Annotated in this window: 15 protein-coding genes; 5 read left to right on the top strand and 10 right to left on the bottom strand. The window is 31.7% G+C overall.

The annotated features are described in order from the left end of the window. Window positions 1-32 precede the first annotated feature (32 nt). Both HMPREF3154_RS09355 and HMPREF3154_RS09350 read right to left on the bottom strand, forming a co-directional pair. Complete coding sequence (locus HMPREF3154_RS09355) at window positions 33-1,853, bottom strand: acyltransferase family protein (protein ID WP_002433383.1); 1,821 nt, start codon at window positions 1,851-1,853, stop codon at window positions 33-35. A gap of 461 nt (window positions 1,854-2,314) precedes the next feature. Then, the gene (locus HMPREF3154_RS09350; RefSeq protein WP_002433201.1) at window positions 2,315-2,623 is read right to left on the bottom strand and encodes a metal-sulfur cluster assembly factor; all 309 of its coding nucleotides are present in this window, start codon (window positions 2,621-2,623) and stop codon (window positions 2,315-2,317) included. A gap of 112 nt (window positions 2,624-2,735) precedes the next feature. On the opposite strand from HMPREF3154_RS09350, the gene HMPREF3154_RS09345 reads away from it, so the two are divergent. Further along, complete coding sequence (locus tag HMPREF3154_RS09345) at window positions 2,736-3,557, top strand: Cof-type HAD-IIB family hydrolase (RefSeq protein ID WP_023350596.1); 822 nt, start codon at window positions 2,736-2,738, stop codon at window positions 3,555-3,557. Between the two features lie 81 nt (window positions 3,558-3,638). Further along, window positions 3,639-4,955: a CoA-disulfide reductase gene (locus HMPREF3154_RS09340; RefSeq protein ID WP_023350597.1), complete on the top strand. Its 1,317-nt coding sequence runs from the start codon at window positions 3,639-3,641 to the stop codon at window positions 4,953-4,955. A 134-nt stretch (window positions 4,956-5,089) separates the two neighbouring features. Here HMPREF3154_RS09340 and HMPREF3154_RS09335 read toward each other — a convergent pair whose 3' ends face one another. The 8 genes from HMPREF3154_RS09335 to HMPREF3154_RS09300 all read right to left on the bottom strand — a co-directional run bounded on the left by HMPREF3154_RS09335 (window position 5,090) and on the right by HMPREF3154_RS09300 (window position 17,338). Continuing rightward, the gene (locus tag HMPREF3154_RS09335; RefSeq protein ID WP_002433419.1) at window positions 5,090-5,491 is read right to left on the bottom strand and encodes a YisL family protein; all 402 of its coding nucleotides are present in this window, start codon (window positions 5,489-5,491) and stop codon (window positions 5,090-5,092) included. A 216-nt stretch (window positions 5,492-5,707) separates the two neighbouring features. Beyond that, window positions 5,708-6,613, bottom strand: coding sequence for a fumarylacetoacetate hydrolase family protein (locus HMPREF3154_RS09330; protein WP_002433262.1), 906 nt, complete (start codon window positions 6,611-6,613; stop codon window positions 5,708-5,710). Between the two features lie 198 nt (window positions 6,614-6,811). Next, window positions 6,812-10,468, bottom strand: coding sequence for a helicase-exonuclease AddAB subunit AddA (gene addA, locus HMPREF3154_RS09325; protein ID WP_037560603.1), 3,657 nt, complete (start codon window positions 10,466-10,468; stop codon window positions 6,812-6,814). After that, window positions 10,468-13,935, bottom strand: coding sequence for a helicase-exonuclease AddAB subunit AddB (gene addB / locus HMPREF3154_RS09320; RefSeq protein ID WP_023350599.1), 3,468 nt, complete (start codon window positions 13,933-13,935; stop codon window positions 10,468-10,470). Before addB ends, addA begins: the two co-directional genes overlap by 1 nt. 129 nt (window positions 13,936-14,064) lie before the next feature. Continuing rightward, window positions 14,065-14,640, bottom strand: a complete 576-nt coding sequence (gene lepB / locus HMPREF3154_RS09315) for a signal peptidase I (protein ID WP_002433408.1) — start codon at window positions 14,638-14,640, stop codon at window positions 14,065-14,067. Between the two features lie 21 nt (window positions 14,641-14,661). Continuing rightward, window positions 14,662-15,180, bottom strand: a complete 519-nt coding sequence (lepB, locus tag HMPREF3154_RS09310) for a signal peptidase I (RefSeq protein WP_023350600.1) — start codon at window positions 15,178-15,180, stop codon at window positions 14,662-14,664. A gap of 4 nt (window positions 15,181-15,184) precedes the next feature. Next, a complete protein-coding gene (locus tag HMPREF3154_RS09305; RefSeq protein ID WP_002433402.1) occupies window positions 15,185-15,760 on the bottom strand; it encodes a TVP38/TMEM64 family protein in 576 nt (191 codons plus the stop codon). Between the two features lie 246 nt (window positions 15,761-16,006). Beyond that, the gene (locus tag HMPREF3154_RS09300; RefSeq protein ID WP_023350601.1) at window positions 16,007-17,338 is read right to left on the bottom strand and encodes a glucose-6-phosphate isomerase; all 1,332 of its coding nucleotides are present in this window, start codon (window positions 17,336-17,338) and stop codon (window positions 16,007-16,009) included. A gap of 350 nt (window positions 17,339-17,688) precedes the next feature. On the opposite strand from HMPREF3154_RS09300, the gene HMPREF3154_RS09295 reads away from it, so the two are divergent. The 3 genes from HMPREF3154_RS09295 to HMPREF3154_RS09285 all read left to right on the top strand — a co-directional run bounded on the left by HMPREF3154_RS09295 (window position 17,689) and on the right by HMPREF3154_RS09285 (window position 21,456). Further along, a complete protein-coding gene (locus HMPREF3154_RS09295; protein ID WP_070474690.1) occupies window positions 17,689-18,894 on the top strand; it encodes an argininosuccinate synthase in 1,206 nt (401 codons plus the stop codon). After that, window positions 18,884-20,260, top strand: coding sequence for an argininosuccinate lyase (argH, locus tag HMPREF3154_RS09290; protein ID WP_023350602.1), 1,377 nt, complete (start codon window positions 18,884-18,886; stop codon window positions 20,258-20,260). The genes HMPREF3154_RS09295 and argH overlap by 11 nt, the downstream gene beginning before the upstream one ends. A gap of 218 nt (window positions 20,261-20,478) precedes the next feature. Next, window positions 20,479-21,456 (top strand): glycerophosphodiester phosphodiesterase, encoded by a 978-nt coding sequence (locus HMPREF3154_RS09285; protein ID WP_370684875.1) that lies wholly within the window; start codon window positions 20,479-20,481, stop codon window positions 21,454-21,456. Window positions 21,457-21,556: the final 100 nt, after the last annotated feature.

Raw genomic sequence — 21,556 nt, 5'->3', positions numbered from 1 at the left:
ATTTATACGTCAAACTAGTTCCTTATTTTAAGCTATTTCTTTTTCATATTTTTTAGAATTTCATCAGTGAGTGCTTCAACACCACTATTTTCAAGGTGAATACCATCAGGAGCAAAATACTCTGTATGCCCCTCCGACCGTTGATACCAATCAACAAGTTTTACATTTTTATGTTTTTTAGCAGCATCAGCCATTAATTCATTTACATGGCCTTCATATGAACGAGGTACTCTAGTGTTCACGAGATACACTTGAGCTTTACCAAATTTTTCGATTAAATTATCAAGTTGATCTTCAGTAAAATCACCATTTGTACCTAATTCAAGGACAACTTGATCTGAAGGCTGATTATAATGTTTATAATTACTATCTACTAAAGGTAATGCTTGATATAAATTTCTTCCTACTTTACCATCAATATTTGCTTTAGGAACTCTAGATTTAAATTGCTCACCTATATCTACCATGACCGAGTCACCAATTAGCAATGGTTTAATATTAGAATATACTTCATCCTCTTTACCCTCTTCAGTTCTTCCGTCAGCAGTAAGTTTAATGTCATCGATAGGTAACATACGGATAAGATATTTATCATTTTCGCTAGTGTTAAATGTTTGCGCTTTATCATTAATGTTATCTTTACCTAATTTATCAAACGCACCTGCAAGTATTAAAATAAGTGGCAAAGCTAATACAATAGTAATAATTGTTCTAATAAACTGAGGCTTGAAACGTTTGTTTATAGCAAATGCTTTGAAACCTTGCTTTCTAAATGGTGTTTCGACGTATCGATAAGATAACTCAGCTAACGCTATCGTTAAAATGATATCAAGTAGATAGACATATATTGGTATTTGACCATCTATATAGTGACTATGGATAAAACTAATCACTGCAAAATGCCATAAATACAAGCTATATGAACGTTTGCCTATATAAACAAAAACTGGATTACCTAATACTTTAGAAACTAAAGTTGCAGGATGAACTACACTTGCTATAATAAGCAAGGTCATCGTTGAAATAATATAAAATCCACCGTTATAAATCCAATCACTATCATCTTTAACGGTAAGGAATAGAATGAATAAAAATATTAACCCGACTATTCCAGCAGTATCAATTGTTGCTCTTAATGCTTTAGGTGGTTGAGTCTTGAGTTTAAATGGTGGCCACATAAATGCAAGAAGTACACCTAATAAAAGCGTTTGTAATCTGGTATCTGTACCAAAATAGACACGTGAGTGATTCATATGTGGCTGTGAGATAATTACCATCAATAAAAGTGATACTAATGATATAATCCAAAATATTACTGCCACATTTCTATATTTCTTAATCGTAAGCAATAATAATATCAATATCGCAGGAAAGAACAAATAGAATTGTTCTTCAATAGCCAGTGACCACAGATGTTTTAATGGCATAAATGAAAATTGTTCAAAGTAATTAACATCTTTAGCAATATACCACCAGTTTGAAACATAGAATATCGCTGCAACAATATCATGTTTAACTCTTACAATATTATCCGGTTCAAGTATCAGTGTTGCAAGTCCAACAACAATTAGCAATGCTAAAACTGCGGGTAACAATCTCTTTATACGTCTAATCCAGAAGTTTTTGAGATTAATTATTCCAGTTTCTTCGTATTCTTTTAATAATAAACTAGTAATTAAATAACCAGAAATTACGAAGAATGTATCCACTCCTAAAAAACCGCCAGTAAGCCATTTTTTATTTAAGTGATATATTATAATTCCAATAACAGCAATTGCTCGCAAACCATCAAGTCCAGGCATATAACGCATTTTTTTACCGCGTTGATGACCTTTCTTTAATTCTTTTTCCATTGTTAACATTCATTCCCTATAAGTAGTTAATTCGTTAGACAGTTAAATTGAGTTTTTTATAATTTCCCATGATAAAACAAATGCTTTTCAGTTCATCTAATACACTTCTTATTCAATTTTCCATACATATTAAATATTGAAAATTACTGTTTCATTCTTATTAACTTAATAAATTTATGTCAAATACCTCACATTTTCATTAAACATGCACTATATAACGCGCAAATCTAAACACTTTTATGCAAGAATTTTCATTTCCCGAAATGTAGTAAGCCTTATGTATTGTAATATATTTGTAACATTAATTCAATTTAAATAGTAATGTCAATTTATTAAAAATTTCTTAACTCACTTTAATCTTAAATAGCGCTATCATAAAAAATTTATATGTTTAAACAAAAAAGAATAGCTACACACATTTTAAAAGTAAAAATGTGTAACTATTCCTAGTCATTTATTAGTTATCCAACACCGAGAGCAATCTTAGCATAACGAGACATCATGTCTTTATTCCAAGGCGGATTCCAAACAATGTTTACTTCTGTATCAGAAATCTCAGGAATTTCTGCTAATACACCTTTAATTTGTTCAATAATTTGTGGTCCTAAAGGACAGCCCATAGAAGTTAAAGTCATTTCAACTGTGCATAGACCTTCATCGTCTACATCAACTTTATATACTAAACCTAAATTGACAATATCAATGCCTAATTCAGGGTCGATTACCATTTCAAGAGCCCCTAGGATACTATCTTTTAATGCTTCCTCCATTAGTATCACCTCTTTAAAATTATCTTTATACTAATATATCAAATATCCGACAAAACGCCAATAAAATGCTATGATACTGTTACATGAACAATTGATACACAAGGAGTCTTATATGCAACCTTATTTAATTTGTCTAGATTTAGATGGAACATTATTAAATGACAACAAAGAAATCTCATCCTATACAAAACAAGTTTTAACTGAACTACAACAACGTGGCCATCATATTATGATTGCTACTGGTCGTCCATATAGAGCAAGTCAAATCTATTATCATGAATTAAATATGAATACACCGGTTGTCAATTTCAATGGCGCTTACGTCCATCATCCTAAAGCTAACGATTTTACTACAATACATGAAGTTTTAGATGTAGAAATTTCAAAAAATATAATAACTGCCCTTCAACAATCTCATGTTACAAATATCATAGCTGAAGTAAAAGATTATGTATTCATTAATAATCATGATCCACGCCTATTTGAAGGATTTTCAATGGGGAATCCTAAAATACAAACAGGTAATTTATTAGAGCAACTAACAGAACCTCCAACTTCTTTACTTGTTGAAGCAGAAGAAGATAATATTCCTAAAATAAAGGATATGTTAACTCATTTTTACGCTGAGAATATTGAACATCGTCGTTGGGGTGCACCATTTCCTGTTATAGAAATCGTTAAACGTGGTATTAATAAAGCACGAGGCATCAAATGCGTTAAACAGTATCTTAATGTCGCAGATGAACGAGTGATTGCTTTCGGTGATGAAGATAATGATATAGAAATGATTAAATATGCATCACATGGTATTGCAATGAATAACGGTTTACAGGAATTAAAAGATGTCGCAAATGATACGACATATAGTAATAACGAAGATGGTATAGGTCGCTATTTAAATGAGTTCTTTGATTTGAATATTCGTTATTATTAATAAAGATAAGTATTAAAGGGGATGACATGGATGATGTATCCCTTTTTATTTTTTTAATTTTTTATAAAAGGAGTTCACAATTTGAATAAAATAATCATTATTGGTGCTGTTGCAGGCGGTGCAACTTGCGCTAGTCAGATTCGTCGTTTAGATAAAGAAAGCGAGATTATTGTATTTGAGAAAGATAGAGACATGAGCTTTGCTAACTGTGCCCTACCTTATTATATTGGTCAGCTTGTTACTGAAAGGGAAAAAGTATTAGCTTATACACCAGAATCATTTTATGATAAAAAGCAAATTAAAGTTAAAACCTATCATGAAGTAACTGAAATTAATGATAAGCATCAAACAGTCACTGTTGTGAATAGACAAACCGGAGAAACATTTGAAGAATCATATGACACGCTTATTTTAAGTCCTGGTGCTGGGGCTAATAATCTAGGATTTGATAGCAATATTTCATTTAATTTAAGAAATTTAGAAGATACTGATGCAATTGATCAGTTTATCTCTAATAACCATGCTAAAAATGCGTTGGTAGTCGGTGCTGGTTATATATCACTAGAAGTATTAGAGAACTTATATACTCGTGGGCTCGACGTCACATTAATTCATCGTTCAGAGCAAATTAATAAACTAATGGATCAAGATATGAATCACCCTATTATCGATGAATTAGAAAAAAGAAATATCTCTTACAGATTTGACGAAGAAATTCATCAAATTAAAGGTAATGAAGTTACTTTTACATCTGGGATAACTGAAAAATACGACCTTATTATTGAAGGCGTAGGAACACATCCGCATTCGAACTTTATTCAATCTTCTAATATTCACTTAGATGATCACGGCTTCATACCAGTAAATGATAAATTTCAAACAAATATACCCAATATTTACGCTTTAGGTGATGTTATAACTTCATTTTATCGACATGTTGATTTACAAGCTCAAGTACCATTGGCATGGGGAGCACACAGAGGGGCTAGCATTATTGCAGAACAATTAGCTGGAGATAAATCAATTACATTTAAAGGGTATTTAGGATCTAATATTGTTAAATTCTTTGATTATACATTCGCAAGTGTGGGTGTTAAACCAAATGAACTTTCTCATTTTGATTATGAAATGGTAGAAGTTAAACAAGGAGCTCATGCTGGTTATTACCCAGGAAATACTCCCCTACATTTAAGAGTATATTATGACAAAACTTCACGTAAACTTTTACGCGCCGCTGCAGTTGGACAAGAAGGCGTAGATAAAAGGATTGATGTCTTGTCTATAGCAATGATGAACCAAATGACAGTTGATGAATTAACAGAATTTGAAGTTGCTTATGCTCCACCATATAGTCACCCAAAAGATTTAATTAATATGATTGGTTACAAAGCTAGATAAAGCACATTTACATCGCTCATAACCTTGCTCTATCTAATAAAGTAATATTTAAAATCTATAATGTAACCAAAAGAACATAAAAAAACTGCGTACTATACAATGACGTATAGACGCAGTTTCTTGTTTTAATTACTTTAACCTAAACCAAACATTTTAGTTAATGGGCCCCATGGCAAGATGATGCCAATAGCCATTGTTATAATAATTAGCGCGATTGTAATCCAAAAGAATTTATGTCCTTCTTCTTTTTTCTTTCTTTTAGCTATGGTTACTTCCATTAAAGCAATAACCGCTAAACCACATAGCATTTTCAAAGTAAGTAACATATGGTTTCCACCATCGCCATGAGCTGCTGCGATAAATTCTTTAATTAATTCCCAGAAACCAGTAAATAATGTGAGTAACATAAATAGTCTTAATGCCATATGTAATGGTTTAAAGTAAGGTGAAGGACCTTGTATTTTTGAAAAGTTTAAATAAGTTGCGATAAATAATACTATTGCTAATACCCAACTTAAGATATGGACATGTAACATGCTTGTGTCCCCCCATATATTTATTTTCTCAACTATCATAACATATTTAGAAATTATAAATGTAGCAGCACTTTTAAATTTTATAACTCTATCATTTTGTATGTAGTAAGAAATATAAATGATGAGTTAACTCAAATCTAAAAAGCTGTCGATAAAAGTAATTTTATCGACAGCCTATCTATATACAACAAGCTTTTAAAATTTAGTAGTAATTAATTATTTTTCTGAAATGTAAGTCGTTAACGTACCAATGTTATCAATTGTAACTTTAACTTCATCACCAGGTTGCAAGAATTGTGGCGGTTCCATACCTGCTCCTACGCCTGCTGGTGTACCTGTCGCGATAATATCACCTGGATGTAGTGCTACATATTTAGAAATTTCTTCAATTAACTCATCAATTTTAAGAATCATTTGTCCAGTGTTACCATCTTGACGGATATCGTTGTTCACTTTAGTTACGATGTTAACATTTTCAGGGGTTGGTAATTCATCTTTAGTGACGATATAAGGTCCCATTGGACAGCCACCAGTTAAACTTTTAGATAAGAATGCTTGGTCATGCGCATTTTGAGCTGTGCGGTCAGTTATATCATTAATAATTGTATAACCATAGATATAATCTAAAGCTAAACCTTTAGGAATCTTCTCACCTGATTTACCAATGACAATACCAAGTTCACCTTCGTAATCTAATTGGTCTGTAATATCTTTATGATTAGGAATTGTTGATTCATCACCAGTTAAAGATGAAGCAGCTTTAGTAAATACATATAAACGTTCAACTTCATGATTTAATTCGCTCGCATGATCTTGGTAATTACGCCCAAATGCAATAACATTATTTGGAGGTGTAACTGGAGGTAAAAACTCTACATCATTAAACGAAATTTTAAACTCTGTTTCTCTACCGCTATCTTCAGCAGCCACAACTGCTTTACGTACTTGTTCTTGAAAATCTAAAGTCTGGTTTTGTTGTAATCCTTGTAGTAATGTTTTGGGATGAAAATCTTCTTCACCAAATTCAGCAAAAACCATTGGTAAATCCCAAACAGCATCTTCACGTTTAACTTTTACCCCGTATGAAGTTCTGTCATTGTGTTTGAATGATAAAAATTTCATTCATAATCAACTCCTCATCTATATCTTATTACATATTATAACTATATCTAAGTTCAAATAACAAACATATAAGTAAGAAAATTAAGAAATTTCTTAATAGGATATTTGATATCAATAAATAAAAACGCTACGTCATCATAAGCCTTACACTTATGACTGACATAGCGAATATTTATTCTAACTAATTGAAACACATTTTTATTCATCTATCTTTAACATACCAAATTTAAAGAAATATAGATAACCTTGAACCGGCTGTTTGAGTATAGTTTCTAACGTATTACGGTAATACTCCATTTGGATTTGATATTTCTGTTTGAGTTGTTGACCAATCTCATCATCAGTCATCCCTTTTCGTCGATTAAATGCATCTGTTTTATAATCAACGAAATAGTATTTTCCATCCTTTTGGAAAATTAAATCAATCATACCTTGGATAATTGAAACGTCTTGATTATCTTCAGGTAATTGATCGACCATAGCTTGATTAACTACAAACGGCAATTCAGTATACACTTTGTCTGCTTGTGCAATTTGCAAATACAAGGAACTTTCAATAAATCTCATAATATCATCATATTTAATATCAGCTTTGGCATCCTCTTCAATGATATTAAGTTGAATCAGCTTATCAACATATGAATCTAGCTCTTCTCTTGTTAATCCTGATTCATTAAAAGGGAGATGTTGCATGACTGTGTGCATTAACGTACCAATTTCGTTGGCTTTACGTTTCTTATTTTCACTCAAAAATCTAGGTCGCTCATATGTCGCTACGCCGATACGGTATTGTCTAACTCTATCATAATTTGTGTCACTTTCCTCAGTTTCAAGTTGACGTTTAAGTTCAGATACAGACTGCTTTGAAGGTTTTAAAGTATCTTCTTGATAAGGGTATCTATATGCTAATTGATGGTGAATCTTAGCTTTTACGTCATCATTTCCACTGTTAATGTCGTCAATATCGTTAACTGTTCGACGTTCATTTTCAGGCGTGACCTCTTCTGTAGATACATCTTCGTAGTGATCAATTGTAATCGTTACGCGTGGTTTCACTTCAGAATTAAGTGTTTCAATATCTCGTTCGAATTTCTGATCATCAGGTAAAGATGCTGATTGATGTTTGGATAAAATACTGTAAATAAATTTAAATGAATTTTTAGCCGTCAAGCGCTCATTCACTGCAATAAGATCTGCAGATATAGGTAATTGTTCAAGTTCTGTCAATTCTTGTTCTTTTTTGACTCTACCTATTAAAATTAATTGTTCTTTAGCGCGAGTTAATGCTACATAAATAAGACGCATTTCTTCAGAAATATGCTCTTTTCTATTAATAGCGCGATAGGCTGCTGAGGATAATGATGGATAAACCATTTCTTTATCAGTATCATAATAATCCATTCCCAATCCGTATTGTTGGTTTAGAATTACAGGCTGAGTCAGGTCTTTTTCATTGTATTTTTTAGAAAGTCCTGAATAAATAACGAACGGAAACTCTAATCCTTTACTACTATGAATGGTCATCATTCTAACAACATTATCATTTGGTCCAACTATATTTTCTTCACCGAAATCTCTTCCTCTATCAATCAATTCATCAATAAATCGAATAAATTGGAATAAACCTCTAAAGCTAGAGTTCTCAAACTCGATAGCCTTATTAATTAAGCCATAAAGGTTTGCACGTCGACCTTTACCACCAATAAGACCACTAAAGTACTGTATTACGAAATGGTCGTTATAAAATTTATCTATTAGCTGATAAACAGGTTGATTTTGACTATAATCTTGATAATTTTTTATATCTTTTATAAATCTTTGTAGTTTATGAACTAAATGAGTTTTAGAATTATCATCCTCAATATAATTTTGAATCGATTGATAAAAATAAATATCGTTAGGACTAACTACTCTAATTTCTGCTAATTCATCTTCAGTAAATTGATAAATAACTGAACGCATGAGCCCTACTAAATATATATCTTGTAAGGGATTATCAACAGTTTTTAAAAATGATAAAACAAGTTGTACTTCAGTTTGTTCAAAATATCCTTTTTTACTTTTAACATGGAAGGGAATATCACTATTTTTAAAAGCTTGTTGCAAATTACGCGCATTATCAGTATTTCTCTCAAGTATTACAATATCTTTGAATGTTGAACTTCTATATGTTCCAGTCTTCATATCAAATACTTGTTCATTTGCAATTATATCTTTTACTTGTTCTACGATGTAGTTGGCTTCTTGCTCACTTCCAGTCAATTCACTCGTTTCTTTATCCGCTTCAATTAATGCACGAAGTTGTACAGGATTATCAGTTTGATCGTATGGTGCTCCATAATATAATTGAGCCGCATCATCATATATTATTTCTCCTACGTTATCGTCCATCATATGTTTGAATAAATAATTTGTGGTAGAAAGTACCTCTTGTCTAGAACGGAAGTTTTGAGATAGGTCGATGACCATACCTGTACCTTCCCCTTCACTAGTGAACCGATTATATTTTTCAATAAATAGACTTGGATCAGCTTGTCTAAATTTATAGATTGATTGCTTAACATCACCTACCATAAATAGGTTTCCGTTGTACTCTTCACCTGTTTTAATACAAGATAAAATCTTTTCTTGAACACGGTTTGTATCTTGATACTCATCCACTAGGATTTCTTCAAAATGTTCTTGATACGTTTTTGCGATATGTGAAGGCGTACCATCATCATTAGTGAGTATTTGCAAGGCAAAATGCTCATAATCTGCAAAGTCCAGTAAATTACGGCTTCGTTTTTGCTTGCTAAATTCCTCTATCACATCTTTTACGATTTGAGCTAAATAGGCTACTCTGGGAGCCAATTTCTGCATATCTAACTTCAAATCATCCGCACTTCTTGAAAAATAATCATTTTTTACGTCACTAACTAGACTTTTGTATTTATCGTAATGTTTCTTAGCGTCATCTAACGCTTCTTCCATACCTTCATTTGCTTCTTTAATCTTTTTGGTAATTGAAGGGAAACGGCTCACAAATTCATGTGAGACCAATAATTCAGAATTAATCATGTCACCTTCGATCACTTTAGAAACAAAGCGGTGTTCATCTTCCACTACCTCTAATTGCTTTTCCACATTGTCGAGCATTGAGAACAAATTAAAACTTTTTATAATCTCTTCATAAGCAGCTTTAAGAAATATCATTGCCAAATCATTAAGTAATTTCAGCAATTGATCTTGTTGGCCTTCATTTTTATAAGGTTGAGATAACTGATCTAACCATTCGAATGGATTAGGATTCGCAATACTAAAGAAGTACAAACGTTTAATAATATTTCTAAATTGGTCATCATTTCTATCTGAGGATAATTGCTCAGTTAACTCGATAAAATCTGAGTCTAAAATGTCATAATGACGTTCAAGAACATCGTCAATTGTTTGATCTAATAATAAGACATTCTCAGCTTCACTACTTGTTCTAAAATTAGGATCAATATCTAAAACATCGTAATGTTGTTGAATTAATTTTAAACAAAAACTGTGTAATGTAGAAATTTGAGCCTGATGAATTTTAACACGTTGATTTTTTAAATGTTCATTTTCAGGTTCTGCAAGAGAAGCTTCTTGAATACGTTGATCTACGCGATGCTTCATTTCACGCGCACTTAAATTTGTAAATGTTACAACTAGTAAACGATCAACGTCCATATTATCTCGGAGAATACGTTGAATAATACGTTCAACTAATACGGCAGTTTTACCTGAACCAGCGGCAGCAGCGACGAGTACATCTTGACCTTTAGCGTATATACTACGCCACTGTGCGTCAGTCCAAATTACGTCATTAGGTTTAGTTGGTATCATCACTGGTCACCACCTTCGTCAATCATATTTTGGATTAATTCTATAGGTTTAATAGACTCGTCTACAGTTCTATAGCGTTTACTATCTATCATACTATCTACATGGCATACTGACTGATAACTACAGAATTGACATGGTAAAGTATTTTTGTATTTTAAAGGGGCTACCTCTGTATGGCCATCCATAATGTGAGTAGCCGTATCGATAAAGTTATTTTTGTTGTGCTGAATAAATTGACGAATAACGTTTTCATTCGCTACACGACTCGTATTCTTACTTATGGCACCTTTAGTAGTTAAACCAATTGGGGCGATATCTGAATTAAAGCTTGGTTCCAAACGCTTATCTAAAGCATCTATTACTTCCTCATCACTATTTACAAGACCACTCATTTTGAAACTTTTAATTAGTTCTTTATTTAATTTATCTTCATCAATTTTAGACCAGTTATCAAATTTAATACGTGGTTCATGGACATGGAAATAAAGTAATCCACCAGGTTTAACGATATCAGTAAGTTCTAATCTATCTTTATTTTGTAAGACGATGTCCATGTAAGTCATCATTTGCATTTGCAAACCATAGTACACCTTCGTTAAATCTAAAGTCGCACTACCAGTTGAAGATTTATAATCAATGATATTTACATAACTGTGATCGCCTTTAGTATACGTATCAATCCGATCGATTTGACCTCTTATGTTAATTGGGATTCCCTGTTTAGTATGTAGAGGTTGCGCAACTAATTCATCTTTATTTCTAGGTGATTTTCGGAATCCTGTCTCAAACCTTTGCGGTATAAATTTTGAAAAGCCTGTTTGATACTTTAATGCATTTAAAGTTGTTTCTACTATAGAACCTATTCTTCTAGATAAATACTTATAGTAGGCTGTTGAATTCAATAAGTTGAATTGAACTTTAGGCAGTATCAACTCTAATGCTTCTTCAGTTAGCGCTTTAATCTTCTTACGATCTAAGTTTTTAAAGTCACCTTCTACACGGTCAGAAATATGTTTGAGCACTGAATGGAATATATCTCCTAAATCAAAGTTTTGTAATTCATATTTCGAACGTTCATTTAACCTTAAACCATGGGAGGCATAATGCTTAAATGGACATTGTTGATAGCCTTCAAAACGTGACACACTTGCATTAATAGTTGTTCCATACAATTGCTTTGTAAGTGTCTCATTTAATTGTACTGTTTCATTATCATAAGTTAGAGAAGTGATAAGATAATCCAATCCATCATTTAATTGCTCATCATCTCGAATCACTTGGTATGCATCTAGCCATCTTATATCCACGTCCTCATGGTCTAACCATGTACGCAATGCATCAAATAATTCAATTTTAGTTTGATGCACATGTTGCATAAGACTTATTGGTTGTTCTTCATGTTCTTGTTGAATATTAACTATATCTAAATGATGATATAAATCTTTAATTTGTGATAAAAATGGACTTATTTCTTTTTCATCGCCTGAATTTCCCATCAAACTATATGAAAAAGTTACTTTTTCTCGTGCGCGTGTCATAGCAATATAACAAACAAATGCTTCATCCATTTGTAAAATATCTGATGTCGGACTTAGTTCAATTTGTGCATTTTGTTCAAAATATTTCTTTTCTTCATCTGTAATCAAGCTAGATGAAGATACCGGTTGAGGTAATGAACCATCATTCATACCTACCATGTATATATGTCGTTTATTATCGACCTTAGCCAAATCCATTGTACCAATACTTACCTGATCTAAGGTCTGTGGTATCATGACAAATTCTAGTTGCTCTAATCCTATATCAAACACTTCAAGAAATTGTTTCAAAGTCATCTCTTGAGTATCAAAAACTGTTACCAAATCATCTAAAATTTGAATAAATCCGTTCCAAATTTGATCGATTTCCTCCGCTTGTTGATGCTTACCTTCTACATCTAACTCATCTCTCTCAGTCATGAGTTGGTTTGGCAGCTCAAAATATTCCATACTTTCGTAAAAAGCAGTCGCGAAATCTCTCACAGTGGTAGCGTCACTCATCGCTTTTTCAAAGTAAAGAACTTTATTAATGACGTTATTCTTTAAACGAACTACCTCTTCGTAAGTTTCTTTTTCTTGAGGGGTTAGAGCATGAGATTTACGTCCCATTTTATTAAATTGGTCAACATGAAATACTTCCTCATCCAACCAACGTTTACCATATACACCGCGCTCTAATGCGAAATTCTCCAATAAATCTATTAAGTAGCTACTATTCTTAAATTGTGAAGTTAGTACATTTGTTTTAAATAAACGCAACATTGCGTTAATATTCCAATTTGACTGTATGACCTCTATTAAAGAACGAATCATTTCCATAATTGGATGGTGTGACATTGACTTTTTAGTATCGATATTAAAGGGAATGTCGTATAAAGAAAAAATAGATTCGAATAAATATGCATATGATTCGTCACGATATAAGATAGCAATGTCTTGAAATCTCAAATGATGATCACGAACATCTCTAATAATTCGTCTTGCTAATTCATTTACTTCTTCACGCATATTTGAAGATTCAAGTATTTCCACATGATTTGAATGAGATTGAGGTGTCATTTGCAAAGCATCAAAATCACTTTCTAAATGTTTGAGATCATCATTTTCAAATCGAAACTTTTGTTGAAATAAGGTTTTATTTAAGTGAATATTTAATTGATTCGCAATGTCTTCAAGATGTGTTAAAACTTCTGATGGCTTTCTAAATAGACTGAATGGGTCTTGATTACCATCTGTTGTTAGTAGAACTGTGACACTCTTAGAATGTTGTACTAAAGCTTCAATAATCCTATATTCAAGTGTTGAGAAGTTGTAGAAACCATCGATAAATATTTCTGCCCGTTTGAGCCACTCAGATTTAGACATTTGGTCAATAAAACGCTCTAAACTATCCTCAGTAGTTATAAATTCACCGCTCATGCGAGATTCTAATTCTTTATAAATTAGAGTAATATCTTCTAGTTTATGTTGCGTTCTTGTTTGTAATTGATGTTCTGTAATAAATTGATCTAAATGGTCCGGTGTAACACTATATTTTTTAAAATCTTGAATCTGTTCAGCAAGTTTTTCACTAAAGCCATAATATTTAGATTGAGAACGGTATAATTTAAGTTCTGAATCATATTGTTGAACGATATGATAAATCATCATTTGCATAGCAGCTTTAGATAATTTTTGTTCTGTATATCCCCCTACTTCTTGAAAAATACGATGACTTAATCTTTCAAAGTGAAGGACTTCTGTTCTCAAACTTCCATTAAGTTCTGAATCATTTACAAAAGCTTGTTCTAATTGAAACGTACTCTGAGTTGGAGCGATTAATACGATGGGATCGCCTAAAGGATCATGTTTCATTTCATTCTTTATATAATTTAACATCGAAGCTGATTTGCCCGTACCAGCTCTACCGATATATGTATTTAATTCCATAACATTCCCTCACTCCTTTATCCTTTATATTATCACATCAAAGTTAGGTTCTAATATTAATAAAAAATGGAGACGTCTATAATTTTTAATTATAGACATCCCCATTATTAAAATCATTTTGTATACTTTTTAATTTTTGGTATTTTCCGGATTAAAATTTGATTTAAATTCGTTAAACGGCCAGAATCTAAATGATACTTTACCAACAATTTGATCTTTATCAATTAAACCAAATGAGCGACTATCCTTACTTACTTCACGATTATCACCTAAAACTAAGTATTTGTCTTTAGGTATTACATTTGTTTTAGGATTAGCATTTGGTAAGTCTTTAACTTTAAATGTTCCTGTAATATATTCGGTTTGTTTTCGCTTTTCATTATAATTTAAATATGGTTCTTTTTGTTTCTTTCCATTGATGTATAAAGTGTCATTTTTATACTGAACACTATCGCCTGGCGTTCCAATAACACGTTTTACATAGTCATCCTTTTTATTAGCGTGGAAAACAATGACGTTACCTTTTTTCACGCCACCAATTTTATAACCAATAATATTTACCATTACACGTTGACTATCTTTAAGTGTAGGATCCATTGAATCACCTTTAATAGTGTACGGCTTAGCAATAAATTTCCCAATTACAAATATAAGTGCTAGCGCTACGGCAATGGCGACAATCCATTCTACTATTTCTTTTTTCAATTTTCACACCTCTTCTAATTTCTAAAAATCATAGGCAAAGTCTTTAAAAGGATAATATTTTAAACTCACATCGCCAATGATATCTTTTTTATCAATTAAACCATAGCGTCTTGAGTCTGATTTTTTATCATCATTATCATTTAATACAAAATATGAATCAGGTGGTACAGTATCTCCATCTGAATCTTTAATATCTCGTAATGCAATATTATTTATTTGTCTATTTTCACCATATTGTTGATTGACGCGTCTATCATCTCTATATAAGTTATGATTTTTAATTTCAATTGATTCTCCAGGTTTACCAACAATTCTACTAAAATGGATTTTATTGTCACGACTATACATGATAACATCCCCATCTTTAAGTAAATCGAAAGTCACCTTTATTTTATTAACAATTACTCTATCATCCTTCTTCATAGTTGGAGACATATCATGATTTGGTATAACCGCCCCAACAACAATAAATGTTTGAATGAATAGTACAATAATAATTGCAAAAATTAAGGAAATCAAATATTTAATCGTGCGTTGCACATTGTCACTCCTTAGTAGAACCCATAAAATATTTTTCCACTTTTTTACTAATAAACCAAAGTGCAACGAGTAATAATAACATTATTAATGCGCGAATAGGATTAGTAAAAATAGTAGTTACTTCTCTTCCCATTACTCCTAAAATAGTAATTGAAATAAGTTTTGAAATAGTTAAAACAATAAAATAATACTTTACCTTAATATGAGATAAACTTGCTACTAAATTAATCAATGTATTAGGTGTAAATGGAAAACATAGTAAAATAAATAAAGGTATTAAACCTTGTCTATCTATAAAACTTATAAGTCTTTGTACAGATTTTCTTTTCTTCACATTTTTCATTTTTTCAGTATTAATTAATTTCTTACACACTAAAAATACAGTAAATGTACCAGTTACGATGCCTAACCAACTGATGATAATTCCCGGAATTGACCCATAAGCGTGCATTAATAACACAACATAGAGTGTCAAAGGTAACACAGGTACAATTGCTCTTAAATAGAGCATAATGAACCCAGGAATGTATCCGAATTGCCGAAATATGTCAAACCATTCTTCTAATTGATGAAACGACAAAACATCAAATCCTTTCTAGGGTTAATATTACTTTATTATTATAGTGGTATTTTACGCTTTTTGAAACAACTAAATTTTGTTCACAACATAAATCAAATTTTAGTGATAAATACTCTTTTTGGTATTTATATGAAAATTAATTATAAAATCTCAAACAGAGTATGAAAAAAGCCAAGAACTTAAGAAATATTCTCAAGCCTTGGCTATAAAATTACTATATTCGAATGATAACTTACAATCGAAAAATTATAAGCGATCTTCTAATTCTTTTTTCTTATCTTCATATCCTGGTTTACCTAGTAATGCAAACATATTTTGTTTATAAGCTTCTACACCAGGTTGGTTGAATGGATTAACTCCTAATTGATAACCACTCATTGCACACGCAAGTTCAAAGAAATACACGACATAGCCGAATGTTTCTTCGTCTAGTTGAGGTATGTTAACTACGATATTAGGAACACCACCATCAGTGTGCGCTAATAGTGTTCCTTCAAAAGCTTTCGTATTAACTTCATCAATTGTTTTACCAGCTAAATAATTTAATCCATCTAAATCTTCACTATCTTGTTCAATAGTAATATCATGTTTAGGATGATTAACTTTCACAACTGTTTCAAATAAGAAACGACGACCCTCTTGTACGTATTGTCCTAAAGAGTGCAAGTCTGTTGTGTAATTGGCACTTGAAGGATAGATACCTTTGAAATCTTTACCTTCAGATTCACCATATAATTGTTTCCACCATTCATTAAAATATTGCATAGAAGGCTCATAGTTTATCAACATTTCTGTTGTGTAACCTTTGCTATATAAAATATTGCGAATAGTTGCGTATTGATATGCAATATTTTGTTCTAAATCTTCAGATGATAATTCTTCACGTGCTTTAGCTGCACCAATCATAATTGATTCGATATTAATACCAGCTGTTGCGATTGGTAATAAACCTACTGCAGTTAAAACTGAATATCTTCCACCTACATCGTCAGGTACTACAAAAGTTTCGTATCCTTCATTATCTGCTAATTGTTTTAAAGCACCTTTTGATTTATCTGTAGTCGCAAAAATTCGTTTTTTCGCTTCATCTTTTCCATATTTATCTTCGACTAATTGTTTAAATAATCTAAATGCAACTGCTGGTTCAGTAGTTGTTCCTGATTTAGAGATTACATTTACTGAAAAGTCTTTATCAGCTAAATAATTTACTAATTCTTGAGTATAACTTGATGATAAATGATTACCTACAAATACAATCTCTGGATATTCATTACTTGTTCTGAATGATGAAGTTAGCATTTCAATAGCTGCTCTCGCACCTAGATATGAACCACCGATTCCAATTACAACAAGTACATCAGAATTAGACTTAATACGTTTTGATGCTTCCACTATTCTTGAAAATTCTTCTTTGTCATAATCTACTGGTAAGTCTAACCAACCTAAAAAGTCATTACCTGCACCATTACCTTTATGAATTGTATGATGAATCGTTTTAACGATTTCTTTTTGTTGTTCTAATTCATGTTTGTCGAAAAATTCTAAGGTTTTACCATAATCTAATTGAATATGAGTCATCTTATTGCCTCCTATGATGTGTACTATTTTAATTCTACTAAGTTTAAATGAGCTATTCAATTCCAAAGACTATCTCAATGACTGAAAAATGATTGTTCTGTGAATTTTTAAGTTAAATTACAAGTTATTTATAGTTTTTATCAGTAATTTCTTTATTAATCTTATATTCATTTTACAGAATTTTTAAATATATTAAAAATACCGTTATTACAAAGTTTAATAATTGATACACCCATTACATCATTATCGAATTTTGAATATTTATGTAATAAAATGGTTTTATTTTCATCTGTAATCTGCTATGATGTATCCATATTAAAATTCTGAAAATTTATTAGAGGTGTAAACTTATGAAAGAAAAAATTGTTTTAGCCTATTCTGGCGGTTTAGATACAAGCGTTGCAGTGCAATGGTTAATTGATAAAGGATACGACGTCGTAGCATGTTGCTTAGACGTAGGAGAAGGTAAAGATCTTGATGTTGTATATCAAAAAGCATTAGATATGGGAGCTATTGAATGTCACATTATAGATGCAACAAAAGAATTTAGTGAAGATTATGTAAGTTATGCAATTAAAGGAAATTTAATGTATGAAAATGCATATCCCCTAGTTTCTGCACTTTCTCGTCCATTAATTGCTAAAAAGCTAGTGGAAATCGCTGAGAAAACTAATTCTATTGGAATTGCACATGGATGTACTGGTAAAGGAAATGATCAAGTACGTTTTGAAGTGGCTATTAAAGCATTAAACCCTAATTTAAAAGCATTTGCACCTGTACGTGAGTGGGCTTGGAGTAGAGAAGAAGAAATTGATTACGCAATCAAACATAACATTCCAGTTTCAATCAATCACGATTCTCCCTACTCTATCGACCAAAATCTATGGGGAAGAGCAAATGAATGTGGTATTTTAGAAGATCCTTATGCTGCTCCACCTGAGGATGCATTTGACTTAACTACACCTCTAGAACAGACACCTGATAAAGCAGATGAGATTATTATTTCATTTAAAAAAGGACTTCCAGTTCAAATTGACGGTAAAGATTATCAACTCGATGACCTTATTCTTTACTTAAATGAATTAGCTGGTAAACATGGTATTGGAAGAATTGACCACGTTGAAAATAGAATGGTGGGTATTAAATCTAGAGAGATTTATGAGACTCCTGGTGCTGAAGTATTACTCAAAGCTCACAAGGCGCTAGAAACAATTACTTTAACAAAGGATGTTGCTCACTTTAAACCAGTTATTGAAAAGCAATTTTCAGAACAAATCTATAATGGACTATGGTTCTCACCTCTTACAGATAGTTTGAAACTCTTTATTGATAGTACGCAACAATATGTAGAAGGTGACGTAAGAGTTAAATTATTTAAAGGCAACTCAATAGTGAACGGTAGAAAATCACCATTTACTTTATATGATGAGAAACTTGCTACTTACACTAAAGAAGATGCATTCAATCAAGAAGCGGCAGTAGGATTTATTGACATCTATGGATTACCAACACAAGTAAATGTAATGTTACATGGAGGTTATAGTGATGAGCAGTAAAGCTTGGGGAGGTAGATTTGAAGCTCAACCAGAAGATTGGGTTGATGACTTTAATGCTTCAATCGAATTTGATAAAAATTTAATTAATCAAGATATTCAAGGTAGTATTGCACATGCCACAATGCTTGCGAATCAACATATCATTACACAGGATGAAGCTCAGTCTATCATTCAAGGACTAAAAAATATTCAAAAGGATTTTAATGAAGGTAATATTGAATTCAAAGCATCATTAGAAGATATACATCTAAATATTGAGCATGAGTTGATTCAACGTATTGGGGAAACTGGTGGTAAATTGCATACAGGACGTAGTAGAAATGATCAGGTTGCTACAGATATGCATTTATATACAAAAGAAGAAGTTCAAAATATTATCGAATTAATCAAATCATTTCAACATGAAATAATTAAACTTGCTGAAGAACATGTAGATACGATAATGCCAGGATATACGCATCTCCAACGTGCACAACCTATTTCTTTTGCACATCATGTAATGACTTACTTCTGGATGTTAGAGCGTGATAAAGGACGCTTCAATGATAGTCTGAAACGTATCGATATATCACCACTAGGCGCTGCTGCTTTAAGTGGTACAACTCACCCAATAGATAGACATGAAACACAAGCCCTTTTAGATTTTGCTAATATTTATGAAAATAGTCTCGATGCAGTGAGCGACCGTGATTACATTATCGAAACGTTGCATAATATTTCATTAACTATGGTTCATCTATCTCGTTTTGCTGAAGAAATTATTTTCTGGTCTACGGATGAAGCTAAATTTATAACACTATCAGATGCTTTTTCAACTGGATCATCTATTATGCCTCAAAAGAAGAACCCAGACATGGCAGAATTAATTAGAGGGAAAGTTGGACGAACGGCAGGTCACTTAATGAGTATGCTAGTTACGCTTAAAGGTTTGCCTCTAGCTTACAACAAAGATTTACAAGAAGATAAAGAAGGTTTATTCGATGCAATTCATACGGTCAAAGGTTCTCTACGTATCTTTGAAGGTATGATAGCTTCAATGACTGTTAATACTGATCGATTAAGTGAAACTGTAAAAAAAGATTTTTCAAATGCCACTGAGCTTGCAGATTACTTAGTAAGTAAAGGGGTTCCTTTTAGAACTGCACATGAAATTGTTGGTAAAATCGTGCTAAATTGTATTCACAAAGGTATTTATCTTCTTGATGTACCGTTATCAGTGTATCAAGCACAGCATTCTAGCATTAATGAAGATATTTATGACTATTTAAAACCTGAAAATTGTTTAAAACGTCGTAAAAGTTACGGCTCAACAGGACAAGATTCCGTTAAACATCAATTGAATGTAGCAAAATCATTATTAGCTTAATATCTTTGAAATATGATTGAATGATGTTATGACACCTTCGAAATTTGTTAAATATTAATTAAGTTTTTTAATAATATTTGAAGTTAGTAAATTTTATATAAAATTTCTCACATTCTCTTTTTCATCCTTTTAAAATGGTGTAATTTATATTTATCACATCAATTTGAAAGGATGTTTTTATGTTCAAATCTAAAAGAATAGTTTTGACGAGTTTGGTCGTGCTATTTATAGGTATCATTTGTATTACTACCTCTAACTTCCTTAATACTAGAGGAGTTAAAGCCAATCAAAGTCAAACACAACAAACAACTAATACAACTCAAGATAACCATTTTAAACGTCAACCTGAATCTGATTCAGTAAGTGGAAAAACAAACGATTCACATCCTCACTGGTCTACTAATCCTACAGGAGAAAAATATACAACTATAGCTCATAGAGGTGCAAGTGGTTATGCTCCTGAACATACATTTCAATCTTATGATAAAAGTCATAATGAATTAGGCGCTTCTTACATAGAAATTGATTTACAACGTACAAAAGATGGTCATTTAGTTGCCATGCATGATGAAACGGTAAATCGTACTACAAATGGCCATGGACGCGTAGATCATTATACTTTAAAACAATTAAAACAGCTTGATGCTGGAAGTTGGTTTAACAAAGCAAATCCTAAATATGCCAACAAGAATTATAAAAATGCAAAAGTACCTACGTTAGATGAAATTTTAGATAGATATGGCAAAAATGCCAACTATTATATTGAAACAAAATCACCGAATGTTTATCCAGGAATGGAAAAACAATTACTTAATACTCTAAATCAACATGGTATGTTAACAAATAGTTCATTAAAAAATGGACATGTGATGTTGCAATCATTTTCCGGAGATAGCTTACAAAAATTACATCAAATGAATCCGAATGTACCTTTAATTAAACTAATGAATAAATTCGAATTAACAAACGCTTCAGAACAAGATTTAAAAGCGATTAAATCATATGCAGTGGGTGTCGGTCCAGAATACACGGACTTGAATATAAAAAATACTAGACACTTAAAAGATTTAGGTTTCCTAGTACACCCGTATACAGTAAATAAAGTTAATGATATGAGACGTTTAAATCAGTATGGTGTAGATGGCGTCTTCACTAACTATGCTGATTTATATAAAGCAGTTTCAAAACAACAATAATAATCTCTTATTAAAAAAGACTTTGTGAGATATTTAAACTATGTCACAAGGTCTTTTAATATGTCGTTAAAACCCTCACTAAGATTTATCATCAGTTTTA

The organism is Staphylococcus sp. HMSC06C11, assembly GCF_001808345.1.
Lineage (GTDB): Bacteria > Bacillota > Bacilli > Staphylococcales > Staphylococcaceae > Staphylococcus > Staphylococcus capitis.
Note: the sequence above shows the minus strand (reverse complement) of the source record. Positions and strands in the feature narration are given on the sequence as shown.